12 protein-coding genes and 2 pseudogenes are annotated in these 16,079 nt (G+C 57.7%); 13 read left to right on the top strand and 1 reads right to left on the bottom strand.

Going from position 1 to position 16,079, the window contains the following annotated elements; genetic code table 11:
* Window positions 1-14 precede the first annotated feature (14 nt).
* The 6 genes and pseudogenes from JW799_RS25080 to JW799_RS25055 all read left to right on the top strand — a co-directional run bounded on the left by JW799_RS25080 (window position 15) and on the right by JW799_RS25055 (window position 6,382).
* Window positions 15-1,664: an ABC transporter substrate-binding protein gene (locus JW799_RS25080; protein ID WP_205432231.1), complete on the top strand. Its 1,650-nt coding sequence runs from the start codon at window positions 15-17 to the stop codon at window positions 1,662-1,664.
* A 40-nt stretch (window positions 1,665-1,704) separates the two neighbouring features.
* Window positions 1,705-2,648 (top strand): annotated as a pseudogene (locus tag JW799_RS25075) (ABC transporter permease).
* A gap of 15 nt (window positions 2,649-2,663) precedes the next feature.
* The gene (locus tag JW799_RS25070) at window positions 2,664-3,566 is read left to right on the top strand and encodes an ABC transporter permease (protein ID WP_205432228.1); all 903 of its coding nucleotides are present in this window, start codon (window positions 2,664-2,666) and stop codon (window positions 3,564-3,566) included.
* Between the two features lie 4 nt (window positions 3,567-3,570).
* Complete coding sequence (locus JW799_RS25065) at window positions 3,571-4,584, top strand: ABC transporter ATP-binding protein (RefSeq protein WP_205432226.1); 1,014 nt, start codon at window positions 3,571-3,573, stop codon at window positions 4,582-4,584.
* On the top strand, window positions 4,581-5,567 hold the full coding sequence (locus JW799_RS25060; protein ID WP_205432224.1) for an ABC transporter ATP-binding protein: 987 nt from the start codon (window positions 4,581-4,583) through the stop codon (window positions 5,565-5,567). Before JW799_RS25065 ends, JW799_RS25060 begins: the two co-directional genes overlap by 4 nt.
* Window positions 5,564-6,382 (top strand): alpha/beta hydrolase family protein, encoded by an 819-nt coding sequence (locus JW799_RS25055; RefSeq protein WP_205432222.1) that lies wholly within the window; start codon window positions 5,564-5,566, stop codon window positions 6,380-6,382. The genes JW799_RS25060 and JW799_RS25055 overlap by 4 nt, the downstream gene beginning before the upstream one ends.
* A gap of 214 nt (window positions 6,383-6,596) precedes the next feature.
* Here the strand turns inward: JW799_RS25055 and JW799_RS25050 are convergent, their stop codons facing one another.
* Window positions 6,597-7,268 carry an RraA family protein gene (locus JW799_RS25050; protein ID WP_205432220.1) on the bottom strand — a complete coding sequence of 224 codons (672 nt, stop codon included), beginning with the start codon at window positions 7,266-7,268 and terminating at the stop codon, window positions 6,597-6,599.
* Window positions 7,269-7,661: 393 nt separating this feature from the next.
* Between JW799_RS25050 and JW799_RS25045 the strand changes: the two genes are divergently transcribed.
* The 7 genes and pseudogenes from JW799_RS25045 (at window position 7,662) to JW799_RS25015 (ending at window position 16,075) form a co-directional block, all read left to right on the top strand.
* Window positions 7,662-8,978 carry an IS110 family RNA-guided transposase gene (locus JW799_RS25045; RefSeq protein WP_205432218.1) on the top strand — a complete coding sequence of 439 codons (1,317 nt, stop codon included), beginning with the start codon at window positions 7,662-7,664 and terminating at the stop codon, window positions 8,976-8,978.
* A gap of 394 nt (window positions 8,979-9,372) precedes the next feature.
* Window positions 9,373-10,491 carry a peptidylprolyl isomerase gene (locus JW799_RS25040; protein ID WP_205432216.1) on the top strand — a complete coding sequence of 373 codons (1,119 nt, stop codon included), beginning with the start codon at window positions 9,373-9,375 and terminating at the stop codon, window positions 10,489-10,491.
* 224 nt (window positions 10,492-10,715) lie between these two features.
* Window positions 10,716-12,437, top strand: coding sequence for an ABC transporter ATP-binding protein (locus tag JW799_RS25035; protein ID WP_205432214.1), 1,722 nt, complete (start codon window positions 10,716-10,718; stop codon window positions 12,435-12,437).
* Between the two features lie 56 nt (window positions 12,438-12,493).
* Window positions 12,494-13,539, top strand: a pseudogene (locus tag JW799_RS25030) (FecCD family ABC transporter permease).
* A gap of 11 nt (window positions 13,540-13,550) precedes the next feature.
* A complete protein-coding gene (locus JW799_RS25025; RefSeq protein WP_240353845.1) occupies window positions 13,551-14,573 on the top strand; it encodes a FecCD family ABC transporter permease in 1,023 nt (340 codons plus the stop codon).
* Between the two features lie 149 nt (window positions 14,574-14,722).
* Window positions 14,723-15,607, top strand: a complete 885-nt coding sequence (locus JW799_RS25020; protein ID WP_205432211.1) for a helix-turn-helix domain-containing protein — start codon at window positions 14,723-14,725, stop codon at window positions 15,605-15,607.
* A gap of 36 nt (window positions 15,608-15,643) precedes the next feature.
* A complete protein-coding gene (locus JW799_RS25015; protein ID WP_080838411.1) occupies window positions 15,644-16,075 on the top strand; it encodes a hypothetical protein in 432 nt (143 codons plus the stop codon).
* The last annotated feature ends 4 nt before the right edge of the window (window positions 16,076-16,079 follow it).

Genomic DNA, 16,079 nt, shown 5'->3' with positions numbered 1-16,079 from the left:
AGGAGGAATAACCAATGAAATCGAAGAGCTTGTCCAAAAAAGCGATTCTCACCCTGCTTATCGCAAGCATGGCGGCATTGGCTGCGTGCACCGGCGGCAATTCGGCGACTCCGACGTCAACCTCGTCTCCCGCGTCCTCATCTTCCGTTTCTGCCGAAGCCTCCGCCTCTTCCGTTACGGAACCTGTAACCGGAGGCACCATCACCGTCGCCATCGAAGCCGATCTTCCGGCTCTCGACTGGACAAGCTCCGGCTCCTTTTCGACCGCCAATGTCGCCTACCATATTTACGAGCAGCTGTTTGCGCTGGACAAGGACCTTTCGGTCAAGCCGATGCTGGCCGACAGATACGAATTGAGCGAAGATCAGCTGACGTACGCGATCAAGCTTCGGCAAGGCGTCAAATTCCACAACGGAGCCGAGATGAAGGCGGACGACGTTATCGCGTCGATCGACCGGTGGACGGTCGTCTCCCGCTTCGGCAAGCTCGCTGCGGAAAAAATCGAGTCGATTGACAAAGTTGACGATTACTCCTTCACGATCCGCTTGAACGAAGTCTACATGCCGCTGATCCGCTTTTTTGCCGGTCCGCAAAACGCGCTTGTCATTATGCCGGCGAAAATCGCCGAGGCCGCGGGCGACACGCGATTTACAGACGATTCGCTCGTCGTCGGCACCGGGCCGTACAAGTTGGAAAGCTGGCAAAGAGGCCAACGAATTACGCTTACGCGGTTCGACGACTACGTTTCCCGCGAGGAGGATTGGGGCGGGCTTACCGGCAAGAAAGTCGCCTATGCCGACAAGATCAGCTTCGACATTGTCTCCGATCCCCAGGTTCGGGTCAACGGCCTCCGTTCGGGACAATTCGATTATGTGATGGCGGTGCCGCAGGATTTGTATTCGCTCGTCCAAACGTTCGAGGGCGTGCAAACGCCGGTCAACGAAATGAAAAAGTTCCTTACGGTCATTCCCGACAAGTCCGAGGCTCCTTTCAACGATGTCCGTCTCCGCCAAGCGGTCAATTACGCGCTCGACCGTGACGCAATCGGTCTCGTGACGTACGGCGATCCCAATTTTTACAAGGTCGATCCTTCGATTTTCTTTCCACCGCAAAAGGAATTGTACTCGACGGCCAATGCGGAGGCCTACGCCTTCGATCCGGAAAAGGCCAAGCAACTGATGGCCGAAGCCGGCTATAACAACGAACCTATCCGCATTATCGCTTCGACAAGCTACGACGATCATTACAAGTCGGCACAAATCGTCATGCAGCAGCTTCAGGAAGTCGGCTTTAATGTCGAGCTGCAAACCTACGAATATACGACGCTGACCGAGATGATTACGCAGCCGGGCGAATTCGACCTGTTCGTCATCGGCTTCGCGCCCGTGTTCGATCTGCCTCTGACGCTGTGGCTGGAACCGGGCTACGCGGGGTCCGAAAATTACACGAGCGAAGCCATGAACACCGTGCTGGACGCCTGGAATTCGACGGGCAACGCCGAAGAGCAGAAAAAATTGCTGGAGGAAACAAACAAAATCGTATACGAGGAAATCCCGATCGTCAAGCTGATCAACGAGGTTGGACTGGACGCTTACAGCGACAAGCTGCACGACCTGCCGCAATGGATGGGGATCATTTTTTGGAACACGTGGGTGAACGAGTAATCGGGTACGGTGATTTTTCGGCAAGGGAGGGCATCTTGAAATGACCCGTTACATTGCCCGTCGGCTTGTTTCCCTTATACCGGTGCTGCTGATCGTCAGCATCGTCGTGTTTCTCATTATTCATATGACGCCCGGGGATGCGGCGACCGCCATATTGGGGGATACCGCATCGGCCGAGCAGCTCGAGGCGATGCGCGAGTCGCTCGGCTTGAATGCTCCGTTGTACGAGCAGTTCCTGAATTGGTTAGTCAATGTGCTTCAAGGAGACTTCGGGGAATCAGTGTTCTCCGGCGAGCCGGTGCTGTCTCTCGTTTTGAACCGGTTCGGTACGACCGCGGGTCTCGCTTTGCTGGCAACGCTGCTTAGTCTCGTCATTGCGGTGCCGCTGGCATTGCTTGCGGTATGGAAACGGAATTCATGGTTCGAATCGGTATTTTTATCGTTTTCCTTGTTCGGCATTTCCATGCCCGGCTTCTGGATGGCTCTGCTGCTCATATTGTTGTTTTCCGTTACGCTGGGTTGGCTGCCAGTCGCCGGCTACGTTCCGCTTGCCGAGGGCTTCGGCCCTTGGATTTCTCATCTGCTCCTTCCGGCCGTCGTTCTGTCCGTGCAGCAGATCGGCCTGATCGCCCGCATGCTGCGGGACAGCATGCTGGACGTGCTCGGTCACGATTACGTCCGCACGGCGCGGGCCAAGGGGCGGCGGAGAAGAAGGTGTTGCTCCGGCATATTCTCCCCAATGCGATGATTCCAACCGTTACGGTCGTCGGCATGTCCGTAGCCGGACTTCTGGGCGGCGCCATCGTCGTCGAATCGGTCTTCGCGATTCCCGGTCTGGGACAGCTGATCGCCGATTCTATCTCGCGGCGGGATTTTCCGGCGCTGCAAGGAGGCGTCCTGTTTATCGCCGTCGTGTATGTTATCGTGAATTTGCTGGTGGATCTTGCCTATGCCTTCTTCGACCCGCGAATTCGCTACGACTAACAAAGGAGGGCACGCATGGCTGCAACCGCAAAAAAAAGAGGAAAAAATACGGCGACATCTATCGCCGGATCGATATTGGCCGTTACGATAGCGGCTGCCGTTACGGCGCCGCTCTGGGTTGTCCAGTCCCCCACGCAAATCCAGTCGGCTGCCCGGCTGCTGTCTCCGACATGGACACATCCGTTCGGAACGGACCACTTCGGACGGGACATCTTCGCAAGAGTTGTGTACGGGGCGCAAATATCGCTCGGCGTAGGCTTTCTCGTCACCCTGTTCTCGGTCGTCCTGGGCACGGCGACGGGGTTGGTCGCCGGTTATTATCGCAAGGCCGATTCGTTCATTATGAGGATTATCGACGGAATGATGGCATTTCCCTCCATCCTATTGGCGATTGCAATGGTAGCCGCGCTGGGTGGCAATTTGTTTAATCTGGTCGTTGCTTTGGTCATCGCGTTTTGGCCGATCATGACCCGAATCGTGCGTTCCTCGACGCTCCTCATCGCGAATATGCAATATGTCGAAGCGGCAAAAGCGATCGGAACTAAGCCGTCCGCCATTATGGCGAGGCACATCTTGCCGAATGCGTTGACGCCGATTATCGTTCAGGCGACGTTTATTTTTGCCGAGGCGATCCTCGCGGAAGCGGCGCTCAGCTTTCTGGGTCTCGGGATCAAGCCCCCGACGCCGAGCTGGGGAAGCATGCTGGGCGAATCGAGAATTTATTTGACGACTGCGCCCTGGTTTTCGATTCTTCCGGGCATCGTCCTGATGCTCGTCGTGCTTTCGCTCAATATTTTCGGCAACAAGCTCAGGGACTTGGCCGGTCCCCATTCCGCCGGATTCAGAAAGAGGCTTCGGCCGAAATTCGCCCGCGCCGTGCGGACCGAGCCAATATCGGACAACCGGAAGGGGGGGTAAGCACATGGCATTGCTTGAAGTCAGTCGGCTCAAAACCGAGTTTCATACGCGGGAAGGCGTCGTCCGGGCCGTCAACGGCGTTTCGTTTTCCGTCGATAAAGGCGAAACGCTCGGCATCGTCGGCGAGTCGGGTTGCGGCAAAAGCGTCATGTCGCTGTCGCTCATGCAACTGAACCCGGTACCGCCCACGGTATATCCGGGGGGCAGCATCGTGCTTGAGGGACGCGACTTGCTGACCATGGACGAGACCGAACGTCGAAGCAAACGCGGCAATGAGATCGCGATGATTTTTCAGGATCCGATGACGAGCCTGAATCCCGTACGCACTGTCGGCTGGCAAATTTCGGAGGCGATTCGCCTTCATCGGAAGGTATCGCGCAAAGAAGCCGAGGCCAAGGCAGTGCAAGTGCTAAAGGACGTCGGTATCGCCAATCCGGAGAAGCGGTTTTACGAGTACCCGCACCAGTTCTCGGGGGGAATGCGGCAGCGGGCGATGATCGCCATGGCGCTCGCCTGCAATCCGAAGGTGCTGATCGCCGACGAGCCGACCACCGCTCTGGACGTGACGATCCAGGCGCAAATTCTCGAGTTGCTCGCTTCCGTTCAGGAGCGGTATGGAACGGCGCTCTTGCTCATCACGCACGACCTCGGCGTCGTGGCGCGGGCGGCGGACCGGATTATGGTCATGTATGCGGGCGAAGTCGTCGAGGAAGGCCGAACCGAGGATCTGTTCGACCGGCCGCTTATGCCCTACACCTGGGCGCTAATCCGTTCCTTGCCCCGCCTTGACGATGAAGGCCGGCAGCGGCTGCCGTCCATCCCAGGCCAGCCGCCGAGCCTGGTCGATCTGCCTGTCGGCTGCTCCTTTTGTACCAGGTGCCCGTTCGCCATGGACAAATGCCGAGCGATAAAGCCCGAGCTGGCCGAGAAGCTTCCCGGTCATCGCGCTGCCTGTCATTTGTCGCTGGAGGAGTTGGAACGCTTGATGCGGAAGGAAGAGGAGGCGAACAAGCATTGAGCTCATATTTGTTGGAGACGAAAAATCTGAAAATGCATTTTCCGATCAAGGAAGGGTTCTTGAAGCGTACGGTCGGTCATGTCAAGGCGGTGGACGGCGTCGATTTGAGTATCCGGCCCGGAGAGACGCTGGGCATTGTCGGCGAATCCGGCTGCGGCAAAAGCACGCTCGCCCGGCTTATTCTCCGGCTTCTACAACCGACCGACGGGGAGGTGCTGTTCGAGGGCGAGAACATTCTCGGCTTCGGCGCGAAGCGGATGCTTCAGGTCAAGCGTGACATGCAGATTGTGTTCCAGGACCCGTATGCCTGCCTTAACCCGAGAATGACCGTGGGTGATCTGATCGCGGAGCCGTTCGTATCCCATCGGGTAAAAGGCGACATCCGAACCAAGGTGCAGGAACTGTTGGAGATTGTCGGGTTGAAGCCGGAGCATTACTACCGGTACCCGCACGAATTTTCCGGCGGACAGCGTCAGCGGATCGGCATTGCCCGGGCGGTCGCGCTAAAGCCCAAAATCGTCATTTGCGACGAGCCGGTCAGCGCGCTGGACGTGTCGATTCAGGCGCAAATCGTCAATCTGTTCAAGGATTTGCAGAAGGAATTCGGTCTCGCCTACATTTTCATCGCGCACGACTTGTCGGTCGTCAAGCACATCTCCGACCGCATCGCGGTCATGTACCTGGGCCGCTTGATCGAAGCGGCCGACAGCACCCGGCTTTTCCGCGAGCCGAAGCATCCATATACGGAGGCGCTGCTGTCCGCGATTCCGCTGCCCGACCCGCACAAGGAAAGAACCCGCAAGCGAATCGTGCTGACGGGCGACCTGCCGTCGCCGAGCAATCCGCCGCCGGGCTGCGCGTTTCACACTCGCTGCAGGTACGCCGACGAAAGGTGCAAAATATCGGCACCGAGGTTGGAAGGCGCGAACGGACATGCGGCTGCCTGTTTTCATCCGCGCAATGCCGGGGAGGCCACGGCATGAGCGGCGCCCGATCAGGGCGCTGGCTGGAGAAGGGGGCGACGATGCTTTGCGCCTCCCGTTACGATCAGCGATTTTCGTACTGCGCTTACGTTCCGAAGAGCTATGACGAGGTTCGTCCCGGAAAGCATGCGCTCGTCGTCCTTGTCCACGGTACGGACCGTGCCGCCCAGCGCTACCGGGACGAATGGATCGATTTCGCCGAGCGGCACGGCGCGTTCGTGCTGGCGCCGCTTTTTCCGGCCGGCATTATCGAGGAAAACGAGCTGAACGCATACAAGTTCGTCAAATACCACGATATCCGGTTCGACCTTGTTCTGCTGGCGATGGTCGAGGAGCTGGCCGGGAAATACGGCGTCGAGTTCGGCCGGTTCGCCCTGTTTGGCTTTTCCGGCGGAGCCCAGTTCGTTCATCGTTTTTACTACCTGCATCCGGAAAGGTTGAGCGCCGTCTCGATCGCCTCCCCGGGCAACGTTACGCTGCTCGACGATTCGCTGGACTGGTTCGTCGGCACGCGGGATTTCCGGAAGCAATTCGGCAGCCCAATCGAGCAGGACAAGCTCCGGGACATCCCGGTCCAGCTCGTCGTCGGAGCGCTAGATTGCGAGACACTGCCGAAAGGAGATGAGAGTCCGTTCTGGCAGGAGGGAGTGGACTATGCGGGCGACAGCCGGATTGCGCGAATTCGCTCTTTGAAGAGGAGCATGGAGAAGCACGGCATCCGGGTCAGGCTCGACGAGATTCCCGGCGTCAAGCATGAAGGCGTCAAGCTTTTTCCCGCCGTTAAATTTTTTCTGGAGGGGTTGGGGGGCAACTGAGGCGGTAGCCGGATGAAAATCCGAGATCACCTTCCGGAGCCCGAGCGGCGGCAGCCGTCTCGGCGGCGGAACGGGGATTCGGCACTCTCTGGAACATTCCGACCCAAAACTCAAACCCGGAGCGGCGCTCCGGGTTTTTCTACTGCGATGAAGTACTTGCGCAATCGATGCGCATAACGGGCGACGGGGTAGCCGAAAGCCATCGCGTTGGCTGTTACCGTTCGCCCGTCTCCTCAATCCGAGTAAAAAATGCCTCCGCTCCGCTGATCGAGGCGATGGTCGCTCCGGCTTGCAGCTTACGCTTAAGCTCGACCTCGGCGTTCTGGATGTCCACCGCTCTGCGGCCGAAGGACTCTGCTTCCGCCGGGTGGACGGCAAACGCACCGTCGTCGTCAGCCACAATGAGATCGCCGGGACGGATGCTTGTGCCGCAAACGCTGATTACCGTATTGATTTCCCCTTCGATCCCGACGATTCGGGTGGTCAAGGGACTGACCCCTAAAGAGAAAACGGGGAACTTCAGGTCGATAATTTCCGCCACGTCGTTCACGCACCCGGCAACCACAACGCCGGCCAGCCCTTTTTGCCTAGCGATATAGGACAGCACCCCTCCCCAGCAAGACCTTTCGGTATCTCCAGACATATCGACCACGATGACGTCTCCCGCTTCGGCGATTGTCAACGCCTGATGAACGGCCGACGAATCCATGTGCGGAATGCGGACCGTCACGGCATTGCCGACAAGACGAGAGCCGGGAAACAGCGGGCGAAGTCCCTTGAGAAAGCCGAAATCCGTCATATGGCCGATAGTGGAAGGCATCACTTGCCGATACAGCGCGATTACTTCTTCGGAAGTCCCCTGAACTCTCGGATTCATTTTAAACATCGCTTGCCTCTCTCCTTTGAAGTGATTCCGGCATCCGGCCGGGTAAGCGCCTGCAGGCTGGAAAAAACAAAAAAAGACCCGGTTCGGGACGATTTCCCGAATGGGCCTCATTGCCTGTCTGCATTCACTTTCTTCTACTATAGTATAGACAGAGCTCATCTGTAAACGGGTATTCGGTTCTTTTCGGTCCGGGCGCTTATTTTTTGCGATTTTTAGGTTACATTAAGGAAAATCCGCGACAATTTGTTATAGTAGACCAATAGGCTTATTTCATACAAGGAGCCATTCCTGTAATGAATTAAAATGCGGTTTGCAAAACAAAAAGCGCCTCCTGTATGCTGGGTCTCGGAATGGTGCACATTCACTGCCCTAATTAAGAGGAGGACGCTCACTATGAAGTTTAACCAATCGAGCAAGCAAAATCAACGGATTTCGAGAATTTCTGAAACAACATTGGTCATCGGGACGGATATCGCGAAGCACAACCATGTCGCTCGGGCCTTCACCTACCGTGGCATTGAGCTCGGTAAGCGTTGCCTGTTCCAGAACGACGAGAATGGCCTACTGGACTTGTTGGCCTGGGCCGAATCCATCCAGCAAGAACATGGACTGACGGACGTACTACTTGGCGTAGAGCCCACCGGGCACTACTGGTTCCCGCTGTTTCACTTCCTGAAGCAGCGCAGCATCGAAGTGGTGCTCGTGAATCCGCATCACGTCAAGAAAAGCAAGGAACTCGACGACAACTCGCCGACCAAGAACGACATCAAAGATGCGAAGGTCGTCGCCAAACTCGTCATCGACGGACGCTATACACAGCCGCAGCTGCCGGAGGGTGTTTACGCCGACCTGCGTGTACTGATGAACCAGCGTGACCGTCTATGCGGGGATTTGAATCGGGTGAAAGGAAGAATCCACAATTGGCTGGATCGCTTCTTTCCCGAATATAGGCAAGTGTTTAAAGACTGGGAAGGCAAGGCCTCGCTCATTACGTTGCAACACTTTCCGCTGCCACAAGACGTCGTCTCCGCCGGCGAAACGACAGTCGTGGCGACTTGGAAGAAGAACGATGTGAAACGAGCTGTGGGCCCCAAGAGAGCGGGACTGCTCTACCGGAAAGCCCAAACGTCCATCGGCCTCACGGAAGGCGCTACGGCGGCCAAACATGAGCTAGCCATGTATTTGGAACAGTACGCCATGCTGTGCAGGCAGATCGAACAACTGATGGAGCATGTGGCGGATCTGGTGGAACAGATTCCGGGCGCCACCCACATGATGAGCATTCCGTGTATCGGCCTCATCACTGTGGCAGGATTCCTGGCGGAAGTCGGAGACTTGAGCGGCTACGATCACAGCAGGCAAATCGTTCGTCACGCCGGTCTCAGCCTGCGAGAAAACAGCTCCGGGCTTCACAAAGGGGAAACGACCATCAGCAAGCGAGGTCGTTGTCGTCTCCGGGCTTTGCTGTACCGGGCGGCATTGACCTTGGTTGCCAAAAATCCGGAGTTCCGCGCACTGCACCTGTACTTCACGACGCGCCGGGATAATCCGCTGAAAAAAAAGCAGTCGATGATTGCGATTTCGAGCAAGCTCATTCGAGTCATGTTTGAGCTAGGCCGTAAACAGAAGAACTATGACGTCAGCAAAGTACTCGGCCCCATCGGGAGGCTCAATTGCAAGCGGCAGCTTAATTCATTCACAGATGGATAACTCACTTTGGTTTCATCGCTTACACACATGTTGATCTTTGACAAACGAAGCACGGATAGGCTGGGAGTAATCGATTCCATTAGGGCAACGACCCCGTAAAGGAGCTAACCTGGCCTCCACCCCTTGAGAGGTAGAACGAAGGAATGTAAGGGCAACGACCCAGGGAGATATGGGAGGGTAAACCGCAAGGGCACATGTGGAGATCCATATGCGACCATACGGCTTTCAAAAAGCGGGGTGGTCCCCACCTCTATTCCCGCCAACAGGTCGATCCCAAATATTCGCTCCGCGTCAAATCTTATCCAAGGGAGCCTCGGATGTCAAAGTTGAAATCCTGAGAAAATGCGAGAAAAACGGAGAAAAGATTAATTTATTGAGGGAGGATTTTTGAAGGATGAGCGATTTGGAAAAGGAACAGGGTCAACGGCAACAAAACGGCGGGGAACCGGACAAGCCGGTCGCCGCGCCAATCGCGCCGACAGCGAAAAAATCCGGCGCGAGCGTCAATTCGGTTCTGCCGTGGATCATTACGGCAATCGCGCTGATCGCGCTGGTCATCACCTCCCTCGGCGGAGCGGGCGAAAGCGAAGCCAGCGAAGCGGTGGGCGAGGTTGGCGGCGAGCAGGTGACGAAAACCGAGCTCTACGATGAAATCGTCAAGCAAATCGGGGGCGAAACGCAAGCCGGTCAAATTTTGGATCAATACATGCTGCTCAGGCTGTTCGAGTACGAAGCGGAGAAGGCCGGCGTGGAAGTAGCCGATGCGGAGTACGATGCGGCGATCGAGGAGATCAAGCAGCAAAACGGTTTTACGACCGACGAGGAGTTCGAGCAGGCGCTCGCTTACAGCAATTTAACGCTTGAAGACTACAAGGAGCAGGCGATTCGTCCGCAACTACTGCTCCGCGGCATTTTCGAAGAGAAACTGGCTCCCAGCGACGAGGATTTGAAGGCGTATTACGAAGAAAACCAAGCTTCTTTCGGTACCGAGGAACAAGTGAAGGCTTCGCACATTTTGCTGGACACGAAGGAAGAAGCGGAAGCGGTTCTCAAGCAGTTGAAGGAAGGCGCCGACTTCGCGACGCTCGCCCAGGAAAAATCGCTGGATCCCGGCTCCAAGGACAGCGGCGGAGATCTCGGCTTTTTCGGAAGAGGCGTCATGAACGAACCGTTCGAAACGGCCGCATTCGCCCTGAACGTAGGAGAATTGAGCGGCGTCGTCGAATCTCCGAACGGGTTCCACATTATAAAAGTGACCGACAAGCAGGAAGCGTCCGTTCCGGCTTATGAAGAGGTTCATGACAAGGTCAAGGCGGCTTACCTGGACGCCAAGGCGAACGAAGGCTTCAACGAATGGTACGAGCAGGCAAAGAAAGACGCCGCATACAAAAATCTTTTGACCGGCGAAGACGCGACGGCGGCCGAAACGGCGCCTTCGGCAAGCGCGGGAACGGAATCCCCGGCCGCAAGCGCCGAAACCGAATCCCCGGCCGCAAGCGGCGCAACGGAATAACGGCTTCGAGGATACGCGAGAATGCGCCTCCAGGCGGGAAAACCCGCCGGAGGCGTTTTTATTGTTTTCACGCGATCCAAGTATCGTAAATGACCGTTGATAGGAGGCGGGGAATGCGGTACAATAGAATGCAATTGATAACCATTCTCATTTTTGGCGATCGGAGGACGTTAGCCGCATGACGCTTCATACATAATCGATTGAATCTCGGGGGTGCCTCGTAGTTGGTTCGCAAGTTTTTTTCCTATTATCGCCCTTACAAAGCGTTGTTTTTTCTCGATTTTTCTTGCGCCGTCATCGCCGCGCTGCTCGAGCTCGGGTTTCCGCTTGCCGTCAACTGCGTCGTCGACGATTTGCTGCCGAGCAAGAATTGGGAACTGATTCTGTGGGCTTGCGCCGGGCTGCTGGCCGTTTATGCGATCAATACGGTACTAAACTTCGTCGTTGCGTATTGGGGACATATGCTCGGCATCAACATCGAACGGGACATGCGCAAAACGTTGTTCAACCATATTCAAAAATTGTCGTTCCGTTTTTTCGACAACAATAAGACGGGGCATTTGCTGTCGAGAATGACCAACGATCTGAACGAAATCGGCGAAGTCGCCCATCACGGTCCGGAAGACCTCTTCATCGCGGTGATGACGCTTGCCGGCGCGTTCGCGCTCATGCTGAACATCCATCCGGAGCTGGCTTTGCTGACGTTTGTCACGGTGCCGTTCATGATCGTGCTGGCGGTTTATTTCAATGCGAAAATGACGAAGGCGTTCCGCCGCATGTTCACGGACATGGCCGACTTCAACGCGCGGGTCGAGGACAACATCGGCGGCATTCGCGTCGTGCAGGCCTTCTCCAACGAAAAATACGAGAAGGAACTGTTCGCCGTCAACAATGAGCGCTATCGTACCGCCAAATTGATCGCTTACAAGATCATGGGCAAAAACAGCTCGCTCAGCTATATGCTGATGAGGCTCGTGACGCTGTTCGTCATGATTTGCGGCGCCTGGTTCGTATTCAACGACGATTTGCAGTACGGCGAATTCATGGCGTTTATATTGCTCGTCAACGTCCTGTTTCGCCCGATCGAAAAAATCAACGCCGTCATCGAAAGCTATCCGAAAGGCTTTGCCGGCTTCAATCGATACGTGGAGCTGTTGAATACCGCGCCGGATATCGCGGACGCGCCCGACGCGGTCGCGGTCGATTATTTGAAAGGGCACATCCGTTTTCAAAACGTGTCGTTCGGCTATGAGCGGCACTCGCCGATTTTGCGAAACGTCGACCTGACGATCCGTCCGGGCGAAACGGTCGCCTTCGTCGGTCCGTCCGGCGCCGGAAAAACGACGCTTTGCAGCCTGCTGCCCCGATTTTACGAGGCGGACTCCGGCACGATTTCGATCGACGGAATGGACATCAAAGGGATCAAGCTGGAGTCGCTGCGCCGCCAAATCGGCATCGTCCAGCAGGACGTGTTCCTGTTTGCCGGCACGATCCGGGAAAATATCGCGTACGGCAAGCTGACCGCGTCCGACGAAGAAATTTGGGAAGCCGCGCGCCGGGCGAAGCTGGACGAGTTTATCGCGGCCCAGCCCGAAGGGCTGGCGACGGTCATCGGCGAGCGGGGCGTCAAGCTGTCCGGAGGCCAAAAGCAGCGGCTCGCGATCGCCAGAATGTTCCTGAAAAATCCGCCGATCCTCATCCTGGACGAGGCGACGTCCGCGCTCGATACGGAAACGGAAGCGGCCATTCAGCAATCGTTGGCGGAATTGTCGCAAGGGCGAACGACGCTCGTCATCGCCCACCGTCTCGCCACGATCAAAAACGCCGACCGCATCGTGGTCGTGACCGAGGACGGCATCGGCGAGCAGGGCAGGCACGAGGAGCTCGTGTCGGCCGGAGGCATCTACAGCCGTTTGCATCGGGCCCAGTTCGGCACCTTGAACTGAAAGCCGGAATTCCGTATCCGACTCACTTAATTCGAATAAGGCAGGTTCTCACGCTCATGACATCATCCATCGATCCCGTGTCGCAAGAAGCGCCGAAGGTGCGTTCGCGGCCGCTTACCGCCACGATCATCCTGATCGGCGGCGTGGCGGCCCTTGCCTTCGCGCTTGCGCTGTCCATTTCGGTCGGCGCCGCGGACATCAAGCTGGCAACCGTCTGGGAAGCGGTATTCCGCTTCAACGGAGACTTGACCCAGCATCAAATCATCCGCGAACTGCGGATGCCCCGCGCGATCGTCGGCGCTTTCGTCGGCGCCGCGTTCGCCGTGTCGGGCGCGATCATGCAGGGGATGACCCGCAATCCGCTGGGCGATCCGAGCTTGCTCGGCATCAATGCGGGAGCCGCTTTCGCGCTGGCGATCTGCTTCGCGTTTTTTCCGGGAATGGCGTTCGGCCAGGTGACGCTGTTTTCGTTTCTGGGCGCCGCGCTCGGAACGGTGCTCGTGTTCGGCATCAGTTCGGCGGGCAGAGGGGCATGTCTCCGGTCCGGCTCGCTCTGGCAGGGTCGGCGATCACGGCGCTGCTCGTCGCGCTCAGCGAGGGCATTTCGATCCATTTCAAAATCGGGCAAGAGCTCGCGTTCTGGTACGCGGGCGGCGTGTCCGGGACGAAGTGGTCCCAGGTCGAGGTTATGGTGCCCTGGATCGGAGTCGGACTGATCGGAGCCTTTATTTTGTCGCGCTCGATTACGCTGCTTAGTCTCGGGGACGAGGTTGCGTCTGGACTCGGCGTGCGGACCGCCTGGGTCAAATTTTTCGGCTCCGTGCTCGTCCTCATTTTGGCCGGCGCATCGGTCGCCACCGTGGGCGGCATCAGTTTCGTCGGACTTGTCATTCCGCACATTTCGCGCATGCTCGTCGGCGCCAACTACCGCTGGATCATTCCGTGCTCGGCCGTGCTCGGTGCTCTGCTGATGGTTTTCGCCGATATCGCGGCGAGAATGGTCCGTCCCGGCTTCGAAACGCCGGTAGGGGCGCTTATTGCGGTCATCGGCGTTCCGTTCTTCCTGTATTTGATTCGCCGCATGAGGAGGGAGACGACGTGAGCACCGCATCGTTGCAAAAAGCGAAAGGCAGAAAGACGGCCCGCTCCTGGACGATCATTATCGTGTTGGCCGTGCTAATCGTCATCGCTTTTGTCGTTAGCATGAACACCGGTTACACGCGCCTTTCCCCGATCGACGTCTTCAAAACGCTGTTCGGCTACGGAACCGAGCAGCAAAATCTGATTCTTTTCGATTTTCGGCTGCCGCGCATCGTCGTCTCGATCCTGGTCGGCGCGGGTCTGGCGTTGGCCGGATGCGTGCTGCAAGGCATTACGCGCAATCCGCTCGCGGACCCGGGCATTCTCGGCATCAATTCCGGTGCCGGGCTGATGGTCGTCCTGTTCGTTTCCTTTTATCCGATGAACGAAGCGGCGCCCGTCTTTTTGCTCCCGGTGCTGGCGCTGGTCGGGGCGTTCGCGACGGCCGGGCTGCTCATGCTGCTCTCCTACAAAAAAAACGAAGGCATATCCCCGATGCGGATGGTGCTCGTCGGGATCGCGATCGCGGCGGCCATCCAGGCGGCGATGATTATCTTGACGATTCGGCTGGATCCGAACGAATATCAGTTTGTGCAAGTTTGGATGGCCGGGAGCATTTGGGGAACAACGTGGAAGTACGTGCTGGCGCTGCTGCCGTGGATCGCCGTGCTGTTCCCGTTCATTCTCTACAAGTCCAGAACGCTTAACGTCCTTAGCCTAGGCGAGCAGCTCGCCACCGGGCTCGGCACGCCCGTCGGCAGGGAACGGCTGCTGCTGCTCTTGGCAGCCGTCGCGCTGGCCGGGTCGTGCGTCGCCGTCGGCGGCGGCATCAGCTTCATCGGCCTAATCGGGCCGCACCTGGCCAGGCGGCTCGTCGGATCGCGGCACGAGGTGCTCGTTCCGGCATCCGCGCTTACCGGCGGCCTGCTGCTGCTCGTCGCCGACACGATCGGCCGGGTCATCCTTCAGCCGTCGGAAATTCCGACCGGCATCGTCGTGGCGGTCATCGGGGCTCCTTACTTTCTTTACCTGCTCTCCAGAGCGAAGCAGAAATGACTTGCGCGTTATTGCCTTTGCGGCCTGCGGCCGTAAAGGTTTTTTTCGGAATGCGGAAGTTATTCGCCTAGCAAACCCGCTTGCTCCTGCGCGATCCTGCGTTCCCGCGCTCAAGCGGGTATAATGGGAAGAAAGGGAGGTGCCGCCGGATGAGCATGGAATTGCACGCGCTGTTTCGCCCGATCCAGGCAAGCGGCAGAGTCGCTTCCTATCGTTATGCGGAGCGGCTGCCCGCCGCGCCGCTGCGCCCATACGTATCCTGCTACTGGACTTCCGAGCCTGCGGAACCGTATCGGGAGACGGCGCCGCTTGCCGCTCGCAAGGGGATCGACCGGGTGGTGCCGGACGGCTGCTCGGACTTTATTTTCGCATGCGATGCCGGGGCGAACCGGGTAAACGTCCGGTATTGCGGCATATACGACGAACCGTTCGCGATCGAGCATGACGATCGCCCTGTCCGCAGCTTCGGCATCCGGTTTTTCCCGGGAGGCGCTTATCCGCTGCTGAAAGCATCGCTGGCCGAATTTGCCGGGCGGGCATTCAGCCTGGACGAGCTGCTCCCCGGCGGAGCCGGCACGGTTGCGGAGCGCCTGTTCGCGCAGCCTTCATTCGAAAGGCAAGCCGAAGTCGCAGACCGTTTTCTAATGAGCAGGCTGGAGAAAAACGGGCGTCCCGACGACAGCCTCGTTTCGAACGCGCTGTATCGGATTTTCGTTGCCAAGGGATGCGGCAGCGTGAGCGAATTGGCCAAGGCGGAAACGGTCAGCGCCCGCCAGTTGAACCGGGTGTTCGACCGGTGGGTCGGCCTCGGCCCGAAAAAATTTTCCGAAATCGTCCGCTTCCAGAACGTGCTGACCGTTGTACGAAACGGGCGCATCGCGAACGGTTCCCGGATGGCGGCGGATTTCGGCTACTCCGATCAGGCGCACATGATCCGCGAATTCAAGCGCTTTTACGGCGAATCGCCGCTCGTTGCCGCCGCCGAATATGCCGGAATGACCGATCATACGAAGCTGAGCGTACCCATAAAATGAAAAGGAAGGGAGAAGTCGGGACAAGGAGAGGTGCCGATGGCGATACCGGTTTTGCGTTCCAAAACGCTGATTCAACCTGCGGAATGTTCGTTTCCGCTCGCTTACGATTTTTTGTCCGATCCGGGCAATTTTCCGTTGTGGGCCCCCGCTTTTTTCCGATCGCTTCGCAAGTCCGGAAACGAATGGATTGCGGATACGCCGGAAGGGGAAGCCGCCGTCCGCTTTGCCGGGCGGAACGAGAGCGGCGTGCTGGATCATTGGGTCGTTCCGTTGAACGGAAAAGAGGCCGCGCGGAAAACGCTGAACCCGATGCGCGTGCTGCCGAGAGGGCCCGACGGGTGCGCGGTGATGGTAACCGTGTTCCAGCAGCCGGACATGACGCATGAGCAATTTCTGAACGGCGTGGAGACGGCCGAAGAAGAGCTGCGGAAGCTCAAGCGGGTGCTGGAGGAGAGGACGGCGGAATAGGGGC

This window comes from Cohnella algarum, assembly GCF_016937515.1.
Taxonomy (GTDB): Bacteria; Bacillota; Bacilli; order Paenibacillales; family Paenibacillaceae; genus Cohnella; species Cohnella algarum.
Note: the sequence above shows the minus strand (reverse complement) of the source record. Positions and strands in the feature narration are given on the sequence as shown.